The 17,249-nt window shown below is 32.0% G+C and carries 19 protein-coding genes; 11 read left to right on the top strand and 8 right to left on the bottom strand.

Annotated features, from left to right (window positions below; all coding sequences use genetic code 11):
• Nucleotides 1-201 precede the first annotated feature (201 nt).
• Nucleotides 202-867 carry a peptidoglycan-binding protein LysM gene (locus tag F0000_RS05210; protein ID WP_149623650.1) on the top strand — a complete coding sequence of 222 codons (666 nt, stop codon included), beginning with the start codon at nucleotides 202-204 and terminating at the stop codon, nucleotides 865-867.
• A 42-nt stretch (nucleotides 868-909) separates the two neighbouring features.
• On the opposite strand, the gene F0000_RS05205 is transcribed toward F0000_RS05210, so the two are convergent.
• The 3 genes from F0000_RS05205 to dnaA all read right to left on the bottom strand — a co-directional run bounded on the left by F0000_RS05205 (nucleotide 910) and on the right by dnaA (nucleotide 4,093).
• Complete coding sequence (locus F0000_RS05205) at nucleotides 910-1,641, bottom strand: SAM-dependent methyltransferase (protein ID WP_149623649.1); 732 nt, start codon at nucleotides 1,639-1,641, stop codon at nucleotides 910-912.
• 559 nt (nucleotides 1,642-2,200) lie between these two features.
• Nucleotides 2,201-2,653: a low molecular weight protein-tyrosine-phosphatase gene (locus F0000_RS05200; RefSeq protein ID WP_149623648.1), complete on the bottom strand. Its 453-nt coding sequence runs from the start codon at nucleotides 2,651-2,653 to the stop codon at nucleotides 2,201-2,203.
• 12 nt (nucleotides 2,654-2,665) lie between these two features.
• Entirely contained in the window at nucleotides 2,666-4,093 is a 1,428-nt protein-coding gene (gene dnaA / locus F0000_RS05195; RefSeq protein ID WP_149623647.1) for a chromosomal replication initiator protein DnaA, read from the bottom strand.
• A gap of 188 nt (nucleotides 4,094-4,281) precedes the next feature.
• On the opposite strand from dnaA, the gene F0000_RS05190 reads away from it, so the two are divergent.
• The gene (locus F0000_RS05190; RefSeq protein ID WP_149623646.1) at nucleotides 4,282-4,695 is read left to right on the top strand and encodes a thioesterase family protein; all 414 of its coding nucleotides are present in this window, start codon (nucleotides 4,282-4,284) and stop codon (nucleotides 4,693-4,695) included.
• On the opposite strand, the gene F0000_RS05185 is transcribed toward F0000_RS05190, so the two are convergent.
• From F0000_RS05185 to F0000_RS05165, 5 genes are read right to left on the bottom strand one after another with little or no spacing between them, the layout of a single operon-like run.
• Nucleotides 4,684-5,298, bottom strand: coding sequence for a YigZ family protein (locus F0000_RS05185; RefSeq protein WP_149623645.1), 615 nt, complete (start codon nucleotides 5,296-5,298; stop codon nucleotides 4,684-4,686). The two genes, F0000_RS05190 and F0000_RS05185, sit on opposite strands and share 12 nt — an antisense overlap.
• A gap of 13 nt (nucleotides 5,299-5,311) precedes the next feature.
• Nucleotides 5,312-6,181, bottom strand: a complete 870-nt coding sequence (locus F0000_RS05180) for an EamA family transporter (RefSeq protein ID WP_149623644.1) — start codon at nucleotides 6,179-6,181, stop codon at nucleotides 5,312-5,314.
• Nucleotides 6,178-6,786 (bottom strand): HAD family phosphatase, encoded by a 609-nt coding sequence (locus F0000_RS05175; protein WP_149623643.1) that lies wholly within the window; start codon nucleotides 6,784-6,786, stop codon nucleotides 6,178-6,180. The genes F0000_RS05180 and F0000_RS05175 overlap by 4 nt, the downstream gene beginning before the upstream one ends.
• Entirely contained in the window at nucleotides 6,779-7,822 is a 1,044-nt protein-coding gene (ribD, locus tag F0000_RS05170) for a bifunctional diaminohydroxyphosphoribosylaminopyrimidine deaminase/5-amino-6-(5-phosphoribosylamino)uracil reductase RibD (protein ID WP_149623642.1), read from the bottom strand. Before ribD ends, F0000_RS05175 begins: the two co-directional genes overlap by 8 nt.
• Nucleotides 7,823-7,826: 4 nt before the next feature.
• Nucleotides 7,827-8,177 carry a hypothetical protein gene (locus F0000_RS05165; protein ID WP_149623641.1) on the bottom strand — a complete coding sequence of 117 codons (351 nt, stop codon included), beginning with the start codon at nucleotides 8,175-8,177 and terminating at the stop codon, nucleotides 7,827-7,829.
• A 218-nt stretch (nucleotides 8,178-8,395) separates the two neighbouring features.
• Between F0000_RS05165 and F0000_RS05160 the strand changes: the two genes are divergently transcribed.
• From F0000_RS05160 to dapA, 9 genes are all read left to right on the top strand, one after another.
• Nucleotides 8,396-8,881, top strand: a complete 486-nt coding sequence (locus tag F0000_RS05160; RefSeq protein ID WP_149623640.1) for a GNAT family N-acetyltransferase — start codon at nucleotides 8,396-8,398, stop codon at nucleotides 8,879-8,881.
• 1 nt (nucleotide 8,882) lies between these two features.
• Nucleotides 8,883-9,740 (top strand): peptide chain release factor N(5)-glutamine methyltransferase, encoded by an 858-nt coding sequence (gene prmC / locus F0000_RS05155; protein WP_149623639.1) that lies wholly within the window; start codon nucleotides 8,883-8,885, stop codon nucleotides 9,738-9,740.
• Nucleotides 9,741-9,802: 62 nt separating this feature from the next.
• Nucleotides 9,803-10,393, top strand: a complete 591-nt coding sequence (locus F0000_RS05150) for a TIGR00730 family Rossman fold protein (protein WP_149623638.1) — start codon at nucleotides 9,803-9,805, stop codon at nucleotides 10,391-10,393.
• A 321-nt stretch (nucleotides 10,394-10,714) separates the two neighbouring features.
• Nucleotides 10,715-12,709: an NAD-dependent DNA ligase LigA gene (gene ligA, locus F0000_RS05145; protein ID WP_149623673.1), complete on the top strand. Its 1,995-nt coding sequence runs from the start codon at nucleotides 10,715-10,717 to the stop codon at nucleotides 12,707-12,709.
• Nucleotides 12,709-13,395: a lysoplasmalogenase family protein gene (locus F0000_RS05140; RefSeq protein WP_149623637.1), complete on the top strand. Its 687-nt coding sequence runs from the start codon at nucleotides 12,709-12,711 to the stop codon at nucleotides 13,393-13,395. Before ligA ends, F0000_RS05140 begins: the two co-directional genes overlap by 1 nt.
• Before the next feature lie 360 nt (nucleotides 13,396-13,755).
• On the top strand, nucleotides 13,756-14,211 hold the full coding sequence (locus F0000_RS05135) for a hypothetical protein (protein ID WP_149623636.1): 456 nt from the start codon (nucleotides 13,756-13,758) through the stop codon (nucleotides 14,209-14,211).
• Between the two features lie 19 nt (nucleotides 14,212-14,230).
• Nucleotides 14,231-14,926 (top strand): hypothetical protein, encoded by a 696-nt coding sequence (locus F0000_RS05130; RefSeq protein ID WP_149623635.1) that lies wholly within the window; start codon nucleotides 14,231-14,233, stop codon nucleotides 14,924-14,926.
• A gap of 914 nt (nucleotides 14,927-15,840) precedes the next feature.
• Complete coding sequence (locus F0000_RS05125) at nucleotides 15,841-16,365, top strand: hypothetical protein (RefSeq protein WP_255452624.1); 525 nt, start codon at nucleotides 15,841-15,843, stop codon at nucleotides 16,363-16,365.
• A gap of 2 nt (nucleotides 16,366-16,367) precedes the next feature.
• A complete protein-coding gene (gene dapA / locus F0000_RS05120; protein WP_149623634.1) occupies nucleotides 16,368-17,246 on the top strand; it encodes a 4-hydroxy-tetrahydrodipicolinate synthase in 879 nt (292 codons plus the stop codon).
• Nucleotides 17,247-17,249: the final 3 nt, after the last annotated feature.

Below are 17,249 nucleotides of genomic sequence, written 5' to 3'. Positions count from 1 at the left end.
CTGAACCCCTGATTTCAATCCTTTTCGTAGCGCCCTTTAATTATTTTTTTAATACATTTTTAATTTTAAATAGCTGTTTTCCAGAATTTTAATATTTTAACAATTGAGCTTTTATCGTTTTGAAAAAGGTTGTATCTTTGCACCGCTAAAATTTAAGTAGAGGGGAACGTCGTTTTTGATGTCTACTTAGAAATTTTTTATATGATAAAAAAGATAGTTGGATTGTCAGTAGTTCTTACAGTTGGGGGTGTGGCATTAGTAAGTTTTACGTCAGAAAATCATGTAGATTTAGGTTTATATAGTACTGAAGGTTTAGATCTTTACTATATAGCTCCTAATTTTAATGAGATAGAAGATAACGTGATAGAGAGCGATACTTCTGAAGAGATGTTTGTAGCTCCAAAATTAGGGAGATCCTATGTAGGTTTTAAAGAGGCTGTTGCTTTTAAAGAATCTCGTGGGAATTATGGAGTGGTTAATCAGTTTGGGTATTTAGGTAAATATCAGTTTGGTAAAGGGACTCTTGCGCTTATCGGAATTAAGGATAAGAATTCTTTTTTAAATAACCCAGAATTGCAGGAAAAAGCTTTTTATGCTAATCTCTCCAGAAATAAGTGGATCTTGCGTAGAGATATTAAGTGGTTTGTAGGTAGAAGAATGAATGGTGTAGAGGTAACAGAATCAGGTATACTGGCAGCAGCGCACCTTTCGGGGCCTGGAGCTGTAAAAAAATACCTCAGGAGTGGTGGCGTAGAAGGTTTTGCTGATGCTTTTGGAACCACAATTCGTTATTATATGAAACGATTCGCGGGATATGATACATCATATGTGTTTCCTGAAAGAAAAGCGAAAGCTTATCTTGATTAAGTAAAGATCTTTATCGTTTTAAAACAGGGTTTAGGATTTTTTTTAATAATCCCTTTGGATAATAAAAATTGTAGGTTTTTTATGTAATTCTATTTCTTCATTTTTCCAATCCTCGATAGTTTTGGTAACGATATATTCTGTGGTTAATGTGATGTCGCTGGCAATGCATAATCTGGTACTGGGATGCAGAATAGATTTTAGATCATCTAACATTTTATCATTTCTATAGGGAGTTTCTATAAAAATTTGTGACTGATTTTTTTCCAAAGAGTTTTTTTCTAGGTTTTTAATAGTGGCTTTTCTTTCGTTCTTGTCTATAGGTAAATAGCCGTTAAAAGAAAAACTTTGACCATTCATGCCGCTACTCATCATTGCTAATAAGATAGAGGAAGGTCCTACTAATGGTGTGACTTGTATTCCTTTTTCATGAGCAAGTCTTACTACCTCTGCACCAGGATCAGCAATACCTGGGCATCCTGCATCCGATAATAGTCCTATAGATTGTCCATTGAGGCAAGGATTGAGGTATGTGGGAATCTCTGTAGCATCTGTGTATTTGTTTACAGTATGTATTATAAGAGATCGTTGGGATTTGCTGGGACTTACTTTCTTGATAAACCTGCGAGCAGGTTTTTCGTTTTCTACAATATAATGATTTACTTGTTCTAATACCTTTTTGATTGATATCGGTAATACCTCGAGCGGTACATCATCACCTAATCTGGTGGGTATTAAATATAGTTTTCCTTTAGGATCTAGGGGTTTGGATTCCATAGTTTTTGATTTAATAACTAATTTTTGGTTAAGCTCATTTTTAATTTATACCAACAACTTTGATACAATATAGTTCTTTGGGTAGTGAACCTAATATTGTATTGGTCAAATTATTTTCCCTGTACTTGCGTTTTTATAGATGGTTATGTTGCAATACTACTAATTTTTTTTACTAAAGTCAATATTAATACATTTTACTCGATAATCGAGATTTAAATGCTCCGAGGCTTGCCTCGAAATCAAAATGTTTTTTTTTTTTTCAATAAATGCCTCGTGGGCTTGCCCCGAGGTAGTTTGTCAAAGAGATGAGATAAAAAATAGCACTCGCTTTTTTAAAACTCTCTGTATGTTTTTGAATGGTTGTTTATATAAATTCTTTATTCCTTCAAGTACTGTTAGCTTAGTGGCGAATTTTTCTAAATGTATATTTTGAACACTAGATTGTACTATTGATGGATTGTAGACTTAAAAAAAACAAATTCAATTTATAACTATATGATTTTAAGAGAGGTATAGTGTTAAATATACAAAAATTTTATTTTATGAGATAAGGATTTTGTCATAGTTTTATTGATATAGCACTGCAAGCTTTATCAAGCATTTGATATACATCTTCAAAACCTTGTTCTCCTCCGTAATATGGATCGGGAACGTCTAATTTTTGATTTGGATATGCTTCGTCTAAAATGAGTTTTACTTTTTCAGTATCTTTTTTGTTTCTGGCAAGTTTGAGGATCGTATTGTAATTAGAATCATCCATTGGGTAAATAAAATCATACGTGTCAAAATCGCTTATTTTGAATTGTGCTGCTTTTTGATTGGTGATATCAATACCATATTTTTTTGCAATTTCAATAGATCTTACATCTGGTTTCTTTCCGATATGATAATTGCTGGTGCCACAAGAATCGATTTGAAACTTATTGGGATCAAGTTTTGATTTCAGGATTCCTTCAGCTAATGGCGACCTGCAAATATTCCCAAGGCAAACCATCAGGATTTTGATTTTCATATCAATGATAAGTTATAAAGTAAGTTTTTTCCTTAGATCCTCAACGTATTTGCGAAACTGTTTATCTGTCGAAGATAAATTATCTACAGTTTTGCATGCATGTAATACGGTTGCGTGATCTCGTTTACCAATCTGTGTTCCTATACTTGCCAGAGAGGCTTTGGTTAGCTTTTTGGCAAAGAACATAGCTAATTGACGTGCTTGTACAATGTGGCGTTTACGGGTTTTTGATTGTAATGTTTCTACATCCATCTGAAAATAATCACTAACTACTTTCTGTATGTAATCAATAGATACTTCTCTTTTGGTATTTTTAACGTAATTGTCTACAATTGCTTTAGCGAGATCAATGGTAATGTCCTTCTTGTTAAAGGAAGAATGAGCGATCAATGATATGATAGCCCCTTCGAGCTCACGGATATTAGTTTTAATATTGTTTGCTAAAAATTCTACAATATCTTCTGGCATTTCTACGCCATCACGGTATAATTTATTTTTTATGATAGAAATTCTGGTTTCAAAATCCGGCTGGTGTAATTCTGCTGATAATCCCCATTTAAAACGAGAAAGTAATCGCTGTTCGATATCTTGCATATCAACAGGAGCTTTATCACTGGTCAGGATAACTTGCTTACCGTTTTGGTGCAAGTGATTAAAAATGTGAAAAAACACATCTTGTGTACCTGCTTTGCCAGATAATAACTGGATATCATCAACAATCAATACATCGATTATCTGGTAGAAATGTATAAAATCATTTCTATTATTCTTTTTTACGGATTCAATATATTGCTGTGTAAATTTTTCGGCAGAAATATAAAGAACCGTCTTTTCTGGGTAATTATCTTTTATGTTAACACCAATCGCGTGTGCCAAATGAGTCTTTCCTAATCCTACTCCTCCAAATATTAATAATGGATTAAATGAAGTTCCTCCGGGTTTATTAGCAACCGCCATGCCTGCAGATCTTGCGAGTCTATTAGAGTCTCCTTCTAAGAAGTTTTCAAAATTATAACTAGGATTTAGTTGTGATTCAATTTTTACATTTCTAATACCAGGAATTACGAATGGATTTTTTAATTCAGGATTTTTACTTTTTATAGGAACATCTACTTCTTGTGACCCTACTGATGTGCGATTAGCACTTGGTATTTTCTCAGTAAACGGTTTCTTATTGCCGTAAGTGTTTTCCATTTTTATTATGTAAACCAATTTGGCAGTTTCACCTAATTCACGAGTGAGAGATACTTTGAGAAGATTTACATAATGTTCTTCTAGCCATTCATAAAAAAATTTACTAGGTACCTGAATGCTTAGAGCGCTATCTGTAAGCTTAACAGCTTTGATTGGTTCAAACCAAGTTTTGAAAGCCTGTGGGGTGATATTGTCTTCTATAAAAGACAGACAATTATCCCAAACTGATTGCGCAGTTATATTCATTAGAATGGTTAGATTATTTTTGGGTTATTAACAGGAAATTGTTGAAAAACCTCCTTCTTTTTTTGCTTGACAAATATGTGAACAAAAAATGTAAAAAAAAAACGATTTGGGTCTTGAATTTTAATTATTTTTTTTGCATACTTTATTGGGTCTTGATTTATGAAATTCATTTTAATTTAATTAAAAATATGTCAATTATCACAAAAACTACATTAAAAGTTAGATATTCTGAAACAGATCAAATGGGTGTTGTCCATCATGGTAACTATGCTCAGTACTTAGAGTTAGCTAGAATTGATTGGTTGTCCAAATTAGATGTTTCTTATAAAACTATGGAAAAAAATGGGATTATGCTACCTGTTTTCAAATTAGATTTCAAATTTAAGAAATCAGCTTTCTTTGATGATGAACTTACCATTAAAACTATACTAAGGAAAATACCTACAGCAAGAATCTATTTTGAGCATGAAATTTATAATCAGAAGGAAGAATTATTAACAATTGCTTCCATTACTTTGGTCTTTGTTAATTCTAAGACCAAAAAACCAATTTCGTGCCCTTCTGACTTGATCAAAAAAATAGAAAAAAGGTTAATCACATAATCTTTTTATGTCTATTTCATACAACGAAGAGAAAAGAGTATTTATTTCATCTGATTTCTTTTTTCTTACAGAAATAAAAATTTTACAATCGAGTGTTAGTTTTTGATCCGTGATTGTGAGTTGATGTTCTTTAATAATTCGCATCACTTTATTCATGTTTTTATACTGAAAAGTAATGACAAATTTGATATCAATCGTTTTTTCGATTATTACCGAGGCTTCCAGTGCTAATTGAGCAGCAGTGCGATAGGCGTGTATTAATCCTCCTACTCCTAATTTTACACCTCCAAAATACCGCACAACAATGATTAGTATGTTGGTCACACCAAAAGATTGTATTTGCCCGTAAATAGGCTGTCCCGCAGAATTAGATGGTTCTCCGTCATCATTACTGCGATGCCTGATTTTCTCTGTTCCTATTTGCCAGGCGTAACACCAATGTCTGGCTGAATGATGTTCTTTTTTGAGTGTGCCAACTATCTGTTTTGCCTCTTCTTCTGTGCTTATGGGAAAGGTGTAACCAAAAAACTTGCTGTTCTTGTCTTTAAAAAGTGTTTCTTTACTAGGAAGGTCTATGGTTTTATAAGTGTCTTTTGCGTCCAATTTTTAGTGTTAATTATATAGAGAACGCAACTAGTAAAATACTTAGTATAGCAAGTACAATACCAATCCAATTCTTTAGAATTAATTTTTCTTTAAAAAGTAGGATACCGGCCATGGTAGAAACTAATAAGATAGCTACATTATTAATGGTAAAAACAGTAGAACTATCCATATGCTCGTGTCGTAATGCATGGATTAAGAAATAGATAGAAAAATAGTTTGGGATACCTAAAGCAATTCCTGCGATTATATTTTTTAGAGATATCTTTAAATTCCCTATAATCCCTTTGTAGATTAGGATTAGGATACCAATAATTGCGGCAAAACCAAAAATAGTCGCAGAAAATATAGAAACATCTGTCTGGGCAACATAATTAGTTTCTATGAATTTAAGGCTGGTGTCAATAATCCCGCTACCTACAAAAACTAAAATCGGATAGACAAGGTTTTCTTTTTTGATAGAAACTCCTTCTGTAGTTTTCATAGAGGTCATATATACAGCAATAAGAGCTATAAGAATGCCTGTGGTTTTTAGAAATCCCGTACGTTCGTGGTATACTATAATGCCAAATATAACAGGAATTGCTATACTCATTTTACTGGAAACAGCAGCAACAGAAAGCCCATTTTTCTGAGTTGTGATTGCCATAAAATTAAATACTAAAATGAAAATTAATCCCAAAACCATTGCTCCGTAAAACCAATCGTATTTGATAATAACCGAAGTGTTAAGAGAACCGTTGTATGCAATAATTCCAGAAGTACAGGCAACAATGTAATTTACGATTATTGCCTGTAATGTATCAACATTGTATTTAGAGAATAGTTTGAAAATTATAAAAATCAAGCTTGATGCCAGGACACTTAGTGTTAAGTAGATCAAAATAGAGATGCTTTTAAAGTGAATAAATCTATTACATCTTCAGTTTTTGGGTCATTGTTCCAAATTTGTATACCTAATGCAGAAGCAGCTTCAGTATTTTCGAATGTATCATCTATAAAAAGAACTTCGGATGGGATGAGTTGGTGTTTTTTTAGCACAAATTGAAAGATATTCGTAGTAGGTTTTCTCAGGTGAATTTTGTGAGACAAATAAAATGCATCAAATGAATTCTTAAATGCGGGATAGAAATCTATGTTCTCTATAATCCAGTTGATATGCAAATCATTGGTATTGCTTAATAGTATAAGCTGGTATTTATTTTCTGAAGCTAATTTCTCGATAAAATCAAATCGATATTTAGGAAAGTCCAGTAAAATAGAATTCCAGGCAGTGATAATTTGTTTTTGAGTACTGTTTTTTATTTTGTCCTGAAAATTGCCAATGAAATCAACAGTGCTGATGTGTCCGGTTTCATATTGATCAATAAGCGTCTTAGATTCATTAATCAGCGTGCTGTTTCCTAATCTGGAAAACGATTTTTCAATAGCTGTTTTATCTAAATTGATAAATACATCACCAAAGTCAAAAATAATTGTTTTAATCATTTCGGTAGGTTTTTAGAGTATCTGTTGCGATTTTTTTTTCAGAAATTAATGTAGCGTTAAGTGTTGGTGCTTTTACACCATTCCCAAAAGTATTATTTCCGATAAAAATCCGGGCTTCATCCCAGATGTTCTCATCAATAAAAGATTGAATAGTATAACGACCTCCTTCGATAATAATAGATTGAATTTGGTGTTTGTGCAGAATATTGCAGAGCTCCGTTATTACATTTTTTTTTGAAGATATGACTTCATATATAATGTTTTCTTTCTTCTTTTCTATAAGAGGCTGAGTACTTATAATAATAGTTTTTACTGTTTGATCCAAAACCTTAGAATTTTTTGGAGTTTTATGAGAGAGATCCAATACGACTCTTATCGGATTTGTTCCAGACCAGTCCCTGATAGTAAGTTTTGGGTCATCTTCTATAACAGTTTTATTACCAACTAGAATAGCCTGTTCTTCTGCGCGCCATTTATGCACTAGCTGCCTGGAGTATGAATTGGTAATCCAAACGGGTTTTCTTTGGTTTTTACTTTCCGGAGCAATAAAACCATCTGTAGTCTCTGCCCATTTCAGAACGATAAAGGGGCGTTTTTTGTTATGAAAAGTAAAAAAACGTTTGTTTAATTTCTGGCATTCTAATTCTAAGACTCCAATGGTTACATCACATCCGGCATTTATTAATTTTTTGATTCCGGAACCGGATACTTTGGCAAAAGTGTCAATCGTACCAATAATAACACGTTTTATACCTTTTTCTATGATAAGGTCACTGCATGGAGGTGTTTTGCCATAATGACTACAAGGCTCCAGACTTACATAAATAGTGGCGTCGCTTAATAGAGAAGTGTCATCCACAGAATTGATTGCATTTACTTCTGCGTGAGGGTGTCCTGATTGATAATGCCAGCCTTCTCCAATAATTTTATCATTATGAACAATTACGCTACCTACAAGAGGATTAGGATAGGTGGTTCCCATTCCATTTTGGGCAAGCTGGATGCATCTTTTTATATATTTTTCGTGTGTAGTCAAATCGTTATTTTATACTTACTTTTTGTTCTTTATCGATATTGTATTGGTGTGAAAATATTCCTAAGTGATATTTGATATTCCCTTTGTATTGTATTAACAAAGAATCTGTTTGTGCTACCTTTAGGATACTACCCAAAATATTTTTTTTATGATTATTATATATTTTAGAAAGAGAAAATGTGCCTTCCAGCTGTATGGTGAATTCTTCTTTTGACGGGACATCAAACTCATAAGAAGAAATTATACCAACATCAATGTTATCAACAAAAATATGTATACCATCGATAGAAAGTTTTCCTGTAAGATTATTTGGATTGTCAAAGATAGCATCTGCTGTTAAAGTTATATTACGCATACTTACATTCTTAACCTCAATATTTCTGATTTGCTTAAATTTGGGTTTTTTAGAAATCGAACAGCTAGTCAAACTGATTAATATTGTTGATAATAATAGAAGTCGTATCATTGATTACTGTGTAGATTTGATGTATATTTCATCTGATTATTTTTTAGTATAAATGATCAGTTTACGTAAAAACTTTAAGGAAACAAAAGTAGTATTTATAAATCACAATGAGTACAATAAAAATTCGTTCTGTTGCTCCAGAGGATAATAAGGAATTAGCAAGTATTTTACGAGATGTTTTGATAGAAATGGGGGTTCCTAAAGTAGGTACTGCTTATGAAGATGAGGCTTTGGATCTCATGTATCAAACATATAATCATCCTCGAAAAAAATACTATGTGGTAGAGGATCATGGCAGAATAATTGGAGGAGCAGGAATTGCTCAATTAGAAAATGAGTCGTATGATATTTGTGAGCTTCAGAAAATGTATTTTCTTCCAGAGGCAAGAGGTAGGGGAATTGGTACTCAGATGATGAATACTTGTCTTGATTATGCAAAATCTCAAGGTTTTGTGAAGTGCTATTTAGAAACAATGCCATATATGATGGCAGCCAGAAAACTATACAAAAAAACTGGTTTTGTTCCACTTGATGGTCCTATGGGAGATACAGGTCATTATAGTTGTCAGGCGTGGATGATAAAAGAATTGTAGATTGAAGATAAAAGAGCTTAGAAAAGATTTTTTAGAAACACTTTCAGGATTATATGATTCAGAAGAAATAGTTGCTTTCTTTTATATATTATCTGAAAATTTTTTAGGATTAAGAAGGGTAGATGTCGTTTTGGCATTAGATCAGATAGTGTCGGATCAGCAACTGTTGGATTTTATGAATGCCAAAAAATGCTTAGAAAACCAACATCCAATTCAATATATTACTGGAGATACTGAGTTTTATGGATTGTCTTTTGCTGTGAATCAAAGCGTACTAATACCAAGACCAGAAACAGAAGAATTGGTAGATTGGATTATTCAGGATTTTAAGGCTTTAGAAAAAGAAAAAACTCTTAAGATTTTGGATATTGGTACGGGCAGTGGTTGTATAGCTATTTCTTTAGCAAAGAATTTAAAGAACGCAAAGGTCTATGCTATGGATATTTCTGAAAAGGCTATTGATACTGCAAGAGGAAATGCTATTGCTAATAATGTAGAAGTACATTTTATAGTATCAAATGTACTGAGATTGGATAAATTACCGCATAGTTTTGATATTGTAGTTTCTAATCCTCCTTATGTTCGTGAGTTAGAAAAGAAAGACATAAAACCCAATGTCCTGAATAATGAACCTCATAATGCGCTTTTTGTTCCTGATGATGATGCTTTGATATTTTATAAAAAGATTACCGAATTAGCAAAACTAGACTTACAGGATGATGGTGCTTTATATTTTGAAATCAATCAGTATTTGGGATTTGAAACCAGGCAGATGATAGAAAATCAAGGGTTTCCATCTGTGACGTTACGAAAGGATTTGTGTGCTAATGATAGAATGATCAGAGCGAAGCTATCTTAAAAATAAAGAAGCAGATAGTGCAATTAATATAATATCAATACGATAAAAAAATAATAAAATAAATGAGTGATATAGTTTCGATCTGTGTCTTTTGCGGAAGTAGTGAAGGGAATGATGCTAAATTTGTTGATGAAGCATTAGTCTTGGGAGAAAAACTAGCACAGCAAAATATAACTTTAGTATATGGTGCTGCTAAGATTGGTGTTATGGGGAAAGTGGCAGAAGGAGCTCTTATGCATAAAGGAAAGGTAATTGGAGTGATACCAGAATTTCTTAAGGTAAAAGAGGTTGTTCATTTAGGATTAACAGAATTGATCACGACAACCAATATGCATGAACGTAAAATGAAAATGCAGAATATAAGTGATGGGTTTATTATACTCCCCGGAGGGTTTGGAACCTTGGAAGAGTTGTTTGAAATCATTACCTGGGCACAATTGGGTTTGCATCAAAAACCCATAGGATTATTAAATGTTAATGGGTTTTATAATCATTTACTACAACTGCTTGAGAATATGGTGAGAAATGGTTTTCTTAAAACAGAAAATTATGAGTTATTGCTTGTAGCTGATACTACTGATGATTTGTTGAAAAAAATGAGAAAATTTGAACCAATGTCAGTGCCAAAATGGTTAGAATCTGATAATGTATAAAAGCGAAGTAATGATAAGTGTCTGAGAAATAATGAACTCATCTTGAGTACTGCTTTTGGTTAGAAAACCACTACTTAAGATGAGTTCAATTGATAAAAAGTAATTTTTAAAGTAATTTGTAATAGTGAATAATGAAGTGGCTTTGATTTTTTTGATTCTTATAAAAAATAGTTTTGTTATGAGATTAAAAAAAAGGACTACGGTAATTTTGTTTTAAAAATACTCAGGTAAAATGAGAGAATTTAAATAAGTAATTTTAAAACGGAAAAATAATAGTGAACCACTTAGTAAACCTGATACCATAAAATGGATACCAGCGCAATGAATATAGAGGATAAAATTAGTCAATTAAGAGAAGAATTAAGACAGCATAATTATAATTATTATGTATTAGATGCTGCAACAATTAGTGATTATGAGTTTGATATGAAGTTAAAAGAGCTTCAATCTTTAGAGGAAAAACATCCTGAGTTTTATGATGCTAATTCACCTACATTAAGAGTTGGAGGAGAGATTACTAAGAACTTCGAAACAATAGTTCATGAGCAACGAATGTATTCACTAGATAATTCATACTCTAAAGAAGATTTATTGGACTGGGAGACTCGTATCAAAAAATTAGTAGATGGAGAGGTAAAATATACCTGCGAACTAAAATATGATGGAGCTTCTATTAGTTTAACATACGAAAATGGGGAATTGGTACGAGCGGTAACAAGAGGAGATGGTATTCAGGGAGACAATGTAACTACAAACGTCAAAACGATTAAATCTATTCCACTTAAATTACAAGGAGATTTTCCTCCAAAATTTGATATCAGAGGAGAAATTGTTTTACCATATGAAGGCTTTGCCAAAATGAATAGAGAGCGTCTTGCAGCAGGAGAAGAACCTTATGCAAACCCTAGAAATACAGCCTCTGGAAGTTTGAAGTTGCAGGATAGCGGTGAAACTGCAAAAAGACCCTTGGATTGTTTACTGTATAATTTAGTAGGAGATCGGTTAGGGATTTCCTCGCAGTTTGAGAGTTTAGAAAAAGCCAGAAAATGGGGCTTTAAAGTTCCTGAGGAATCAAGATTAGCAAATTCTATTGATGAAGTGTTAGATTTTATTAACCTTTGGAATGACAAGAGAAGAGACTTGCCTTATGAAACAGATGGAGTGGTTATCAAGGTTAATGATTTGCAGCAACAAGAAGAATTAGGTTTTACAGCCAAAGCCCCCAGATGGGCAATGGCATATAAATTTAAAGCAGAACAGGTAGTTACTACGTTAAATGAAATTACATATCAGGTTGGACGTACAGGTGCAATTACTCCAGTGGCAAATTTAGAACCGGTACAATTGGCTGGAACTACTGTGAAAAGAGCTTCATTACATAATGCTGATCAGATCCAAAAATTAGATATTCGTGTGAATGATACTGTTTTTGTAGAAAAAGGAGGAGAGATTATTCCTAAGATTGTTGGAGTTGATTTTCAGAAAAGAGACAAGAATTCTACAGTAACACAATATATAACAACCTGTCCGGAATGTGATACTGATTTGGTGAGAAAAGAAGGGGAAGCACAGCACTATTGCCTTAATACGCAAGGATGCCCTCCGCAGATTGTGGGTAGGATACAGCATTATATTTCTCGTAAAGCATTAGATATAGAAGGTCTGGGAGGAGAAACTGTTGCCCTTTTGGTCAAAGAAGGACTGATAACAAATTATGCAGATTTATACGATTTAAAAAAAGAACAGTTAATTCCTCTAGAACGGATGGCAGAAAAAAGTGCGGATAATCTGATAGAAGGAGTTGCTAAGTCTAAAGAGATTCCTTTTGAGCGAGTATTATTTGGGCTTGGTATTCGGTATGTGGGTGAAACAGTGGCAAAAAAATTGGCTAAGCATTATAAAACCATGGATGCTATTGTCAAAGCAACCGAAGAAGAATTGGTAAATGTAGATGAAATCGGGATTAAAATAGCCCAGAGTGTACGTGAGTTTTTTGATGTAGAAGATCATAAAATTTTAGTAGAAAGACTTAAAGCATACGGAGTTCAATTACAAATTTCTGCAGAGAAACTGGCAAATCAGACAGATACATTGTTAGGAAAGACATTTGTGGTTTCTGGAGTATTTGAAAAAGTATCCCGTAATGAGCTTAAAAAACTTATTGAAGATAATGGAGGGAAGGTGTCTAGTTCTATTTCTTCAAAAACATCCTATGTGGTGGCTGGAGCTAATATGGGACCAAGTAAACTGGACAAAGCAAATAAACTGGCAGTAACTATTATAAGTGAGGATGATTTTCTTAACTTGCTTACTTAATGAAAATCAGGGTGTTAATTAAGGTGTTGTTATTGATTACGGGCGGCGTATGTGTTCTTAGTACAATTTTGCAAAACCAGACTATGGAGTTGTATGTAAAACCAATGACAGTTCCATTGTTTTTCTTGTTATACTGGTTTAATGCTAAGAAAGCTGATGTTCTTTTTTTAACTGTATTAGCACTCTGTTTTTTGGGCGATATATTCCTCCTAACCAGGATTAATAATAGCTTCATATTTGTTTTACTTAGTTATGCACTTTGTTATTTTATACTTTTTTACTTTTTGTATAAAAATCATAAGCCAATTGATTACACTAATGCAGATATTGCCTACTTGGCAATCTTTTTTGTAATATGGACAGTTATAGTTTATGAGATTTATGCAGCTATACAAGAAGGAATGGGGGAGATATGGTCGTTTGGGGTTATTTATATACTACTTCTTTATTTTTTATTGATAGGAGCAGTTTTTCAATACATAAATATAAGATCTCCCAAATCTCTCTGGTTTCTGATTGCGATATTAAATTTTGTAATTAGTGATACTTGCTTTGCGTTGGATAAATTCTATGTTTCTTCACTGGAACTCAAAATTATTAATGCAATTTATCAATTGTTGGCCGTTTATTTTTTAGTAAAATTTAAGATCTCCAGTGCTCATCCGTTAAAACTTAAGAATATCTAGTTCAATTTTAGTGTTTTAATGGTTTAATTAAAAAATTAGTATATTGTGAGTAGGGAAACATAAGTTTAATAGAGCTTGCAAATCAAAGATGCGTGATCTGTCAGCGATCTAAATCTAATGAATGAAGGGAAACTACTAAAAATTTTAATTTCTTTTTTGATTGTACTACAGGTATTAGGGTTCATTTTTATGTTCTCTTGTATTTATATATATTGTATGCCAGCCCTTTTGGGTATGATACTTTTGTGCTATATGTATGAGAGTAAAAAAATCAAATCATATCATATCTTTATACTTTTGGTGTTTTTTGCAGGGGAGTTATTAAATCTTATAAATAATTCTGAAATAATAAAATATCAAATGATTATATGTGTTATTGGATATGCTATGATGTTTTACTTTTTGTATTACAATCATAAATCATTTGAGTATAATAGCCGGGATGTTTTTACATTGGTATTAGGTAGTGTGCTATACACAATTATTTTTTTTCTTACCTATAATATTGTTCGTGAACCGATGAAAGAATTAAGTTTTATAGGTTTTCTTCATTTATTGCTGTTATATGTGTTATTGATAATAGGTGGTATGCATTATATAAATATCAGATCAGAAAAGTCACTATGGTTTTTTTTAGCAATGTTAGATTTTGCGTTTAGTGATTTTATGCTTCTAATTGATGTGTTTTACTTGCAGTCTAATGAATTAAAGGTGCTTAGATTAATTTGTAAGCCCCTTGCTCTTATTTTTTTAGTCAATTATATGATTACCAAATATGATCTAAAACTTAAGTCTGAAGAGTTTGAAGGGTTTTAATGCTTAATAGATACTACTATTGGAGAAAGAAAAACTAGCATATCGTTTATTATACATAACGGGAGGGATGGTTGTACTTACTTCTATATTTATGCAGCAATGGGTGTTGTATACGAAGCCGTTAGTCATTGTTTCATTATCTATTTTGTATCTTGTTAAAACGAAAAAAGTACAGTATCTGGTGTTGTTTACGATGTTGTTGATTATGATAGCAGAGATACTCACTATGAAAGATTTTATAGGGTATTTTAGGGAGATAAATAGTATACTTATAGTGTATTATTGTTTGAATATGATTTTGTTATGGAAAAGTCTTCAGACTATTAAAATACAATTAGAGAAGGTTTTTACTGTTCAAATGATAATAGCAATGGGGCTTATTATATATATAATTTATGAGGTCGCTGATATAATTTTGCCAAGTATTAATGAAAATCAATTATATCTCAATCTGCTTATTGTATGCTTTATATCGTTTATAGGATGCTGTTATTATATTTATCTTAACAGTAAAACTATTATAAGTTCATCATTGGTGGTGGCGGCTTCCTGCTTTTTTATTGTTAATATAATTATAGCACTTAATAAACTATATATTTATTTAGAGATATTTGTTTTGATTTCTAATGTTTTGCAAATATTTGGCCAGTTTTTTTTGATTAAATTTTTTATAGAACAAGACGATTTGATTCTTGAGAATGATGAGTATTTTTAGTTGTTAGCCAAAAATTAATATTTTACGTAATATCCTTTACTATATTGAAAAGTAATAAAAGTACATATTTGATATTTTGTTTTTCTTTTCTAATAGTTGTTTTGACTGCTTTGTTTTTTGAAAAGCGGTATTTAATCTATGCAAAACCGTTGATCCCAATATCATTAATGCTTATTTACTTAGTTTCTAATACTAAATCATTAAGACTATATTTTGTATTGAGTATGATAACCATTATGATTAATGATAGTTTTGTGTATTATGATTTTGTCAGATATTTTGATTTGGTGGCGGTTATAATTATACTATTTTATAGTATTTGTATTATAATGCTTAGTCATTATGTTAATTTTCAAGATGTTAAATCCAGGAATTTTTTTTCAATTCCGATTGTTGTGAGTATTATTTTGATTAGTTATTTAATTTTTTCAATATCTAATTTAGTGTTACCTAATTTAATAGATTCGGTGATTTCGTTTTTTTTAGTTCTTATTGCGATTATTTGTTTTGTGGGAACCTGCTTTTTTATTTATATAATTGATAAGTTTTATGGTAATTTTAGGTTGTTTATCACAGCCAGTTGTTGTCTTTTTGTGAATGGTTTATTGTTAATTAATGATTTTTATTATTACTCAAGAGTTTTTACCGTACTTATTAATATTGCAGAAACTCTAGGGCTTTATTTTTTCATGAAGTTTTTTATAGAAGCAAAACCAATCGAAGCAATGTCAGAAAAGAATGGTTACTTATAAATGTTTTTGCTTTGCAGCTAATGGTATTAAACAGATATTATAGATATTGTTATTTAATTAACTAAAAATAGAATGGCTTTTCTATTTTTCTATTTTCTTAGGATGTACGCTATGTTTTTAAATTGTAAAATAACTACATTTGTCTCTTAATCTTTTTTATTAATGATTTTTAAGGGTCTTAAACGGAATGCATATAAAAAGAGCATTGAATCTTACATAAAAAAAAGAACCCCTCAGGCTAGACAGGTACGGAGTATTAAAAGTTTAGCAGTTCTCATTGATGCTTCTCAATCTGTGAATATTTTGTCAGTAGTTAAGCTTGCAAATGAATTGGGGGTAAAGTCTGATAGCCTTAAGGTAATGGGGTATAAAGAAGATCAGAAGGAAATTTCAGACGATAAAGATGCTGCATATTACAACAATAAAAGTTTTGGAGTGAATGCTGCTATCAGGAGTAATTCTTTACAAGAATTTATAAATAAAGAATATGATGTTTTGATTAATTTTTATTCAGAAAGCAAGTTAGAACTCGATATTGTGGCAGCAGCATCAAAGGCGAAGTTTAAAGTTGGTTTTTCAGAAATAGATAATCGTATTAATGATTTGGTAATTGGTTCTGCGAATGATAATACCAATCTTTTTATTTCCGAATTAAAAAAGTATTTTAAAATTTTACAGATAATATAAGTATGAGTGGTTTTCTTAGAGGAACAGGGGTTGCCTTGGCAACACCCTTTAATAAAGATGGTGCTATTGATTTTGAAGGAGTAACATCATTGATGGAGTTTTGTGTCAATGGGAAAGTAGAATATTTAGTGGTTTTAGGTACTACTGCAGAATCCGTAACGCTTACCAGGGAAGAAAAAAAACAATTAATAGCTCATATAGTAAAAACAAATAACAAAAGATTACCACTTGTAATTGGTGTAGGAGGTAATAATACAGCAGCCGTAATAGAAGAGATTAAGGAGGTAGATGTATCAGAGTTTGATGCGATTCTTTCAGTGACACCTATGTATAACAGGCCAAGTCAAGAAGGTGTTTATCAGCATTATAAAGCGATCAATAATGAAGCGCCATTACCTGTACTTTTGTATAATGTCCCCTCAAGAACTGCGACCAATATGACAGCAGAAACAACACTCAGACTCGCTCAGCTAGATAATATTATAGGAATTAAAGAAGCTACGGGAGATTTTACTCAGGTTCTCAAAATTCTTAAAGACCGACCCAAAGATTTTCTAGTCATATCTGGAGATGATGCTCTGGCACTTCCTGCCGTTGTAGCTGGCGGTGATGGGGTGATTAGTGTTGTAGGTCAGGGTTTTCCAACAGAATTTTCAGAAATGATACGTTTAGGACTTGCAGGAGAGCAAAAGAAAGCATACGAGATATTATTTAAGTTATTACCAATTTTAGAATATGCTTTTGAAGAAGGAAATCCCGCTGGAATCAAAAGTGTTTTAAAAGCAAAAGGCATTTGTAATGATATGCTGAGGTTACCTTTGATACGTGTTTCCTCGGGACTTGAAGAAAAAATAAAAAGATTTATACAGAACAACGAATAATTC

This window comes from Aquimarina sp. RZ0, from assembly GCF_008370685.1.
In the GTDB taxonomy this organism is placed as follows: domain Bacteria; phylum Bacteroidota; class Bacteroidia; order Flavobacteriales; family Flavobacteriaceae; genus Aquimarina.
Note: the sequence above shows the minus strand (reverse complement) of the source record. Positions and strands in the feature narration are given on the sequence as shown.

Excerpts from the sequence above, each read along its gene's own strand:
- F0000_RS05140 (WP_149623637.1), top strand. The coding sequence starts at position 12,709 with ATGAAAATCAGGGTGTTAATTAAGGTGTTGTTATTGATTACGGGCGGC.
- F0000_RS05200 (WP_149623648.1), bottom strand. The coding sequence starts at position 2,653 with ATGAAAATCAAAATCCTGATGGTTTGCCTTGGGAATATTTGCAGGTCG.
- F0000_RS05165 (WP_149623641.1), bottom strand. The coding sequence starts at position 8,177 with ATGCGTAATATAACTTTAACAGCAGATGCTATCTTTGACAATCCAAAT.
- ligA (WP_149623673.1), top strand. The coding sequence starts at position 10,715 with ATGAATATAGAGGATAAAATTAGTCAATTAAGAGAAGAATTAAGACAG.
- F0000_RS05125 (WP_255452624.1), top strand. The coding sequence starts at position 15,841 with ATGATTTTTAAGGGTCTTAAACGGAATGCATATAAAAAGAGCATTGAA.
- F0000_RS05150 (WP_149623638.1), top strand. The coding sequence starts at position 9,803 with ATGAGTGATATAGTTTCGATCTGTGTCTTTTGCGGAAGTAGTGAAGGG.
- F0000_RS05190 (WP_149623646.1), top strand. The coding sequence starts at position 4,282 with ATGTCAATTATCACAAAAACTACATTAAAAGTTAGATATTCTGAAACA.
- F0000_RS05205 (WP_149623649.1), bottom strand. The coding sequence starts at position 1,641 with ATGGAATCCAAACCCCTAGATCCTAAAGGAAAACTATATTTAATACCC.
- F0000_RS05160 (WP_149623640.1), top strand. The coding sequence starts at position 8,396 with ATGAGTACAATAAAAATTCGTTCTGTTGCTCCAGAGGATAATAAGGAA.
- dapA (WP_149623634.1), top strand. The coding sequence starts at position 16,368 with ATGAGTGGTTTTCTTAGAGGAACAGGGGTTGCCTTGGCAACACCCTTT.
- dnaA (WP_149623647.1), bottom strand. The coding sequence starts at position 4,093 with ATGAATATAACTGCGCAATCAGTTTGGGATAATTGTCTGTCTTTTATA.
- F0000_RS05210 (WP_149623650.1), top strand. The coding sequence starts at position 202 with ATGATAAAAAAGATAGTTGGATTGTCAGTAGTTCTTACAGTTGGGGGT.
- F0000_RS05135 (WP_149623636.1), top strand. The coding sequence starts at position 13,756 with ATGATTATATGTGTTATTGGATATGCTATGATGTTTTACTTTTTGTAT.
- F0000_RS05175 (WP_149623643.1), bottom strand. The coding sequence starts at position 6,786 with ATGATTAAAACAATTATTTTTGACTTTGGTGATGTATTTATCAATTTA.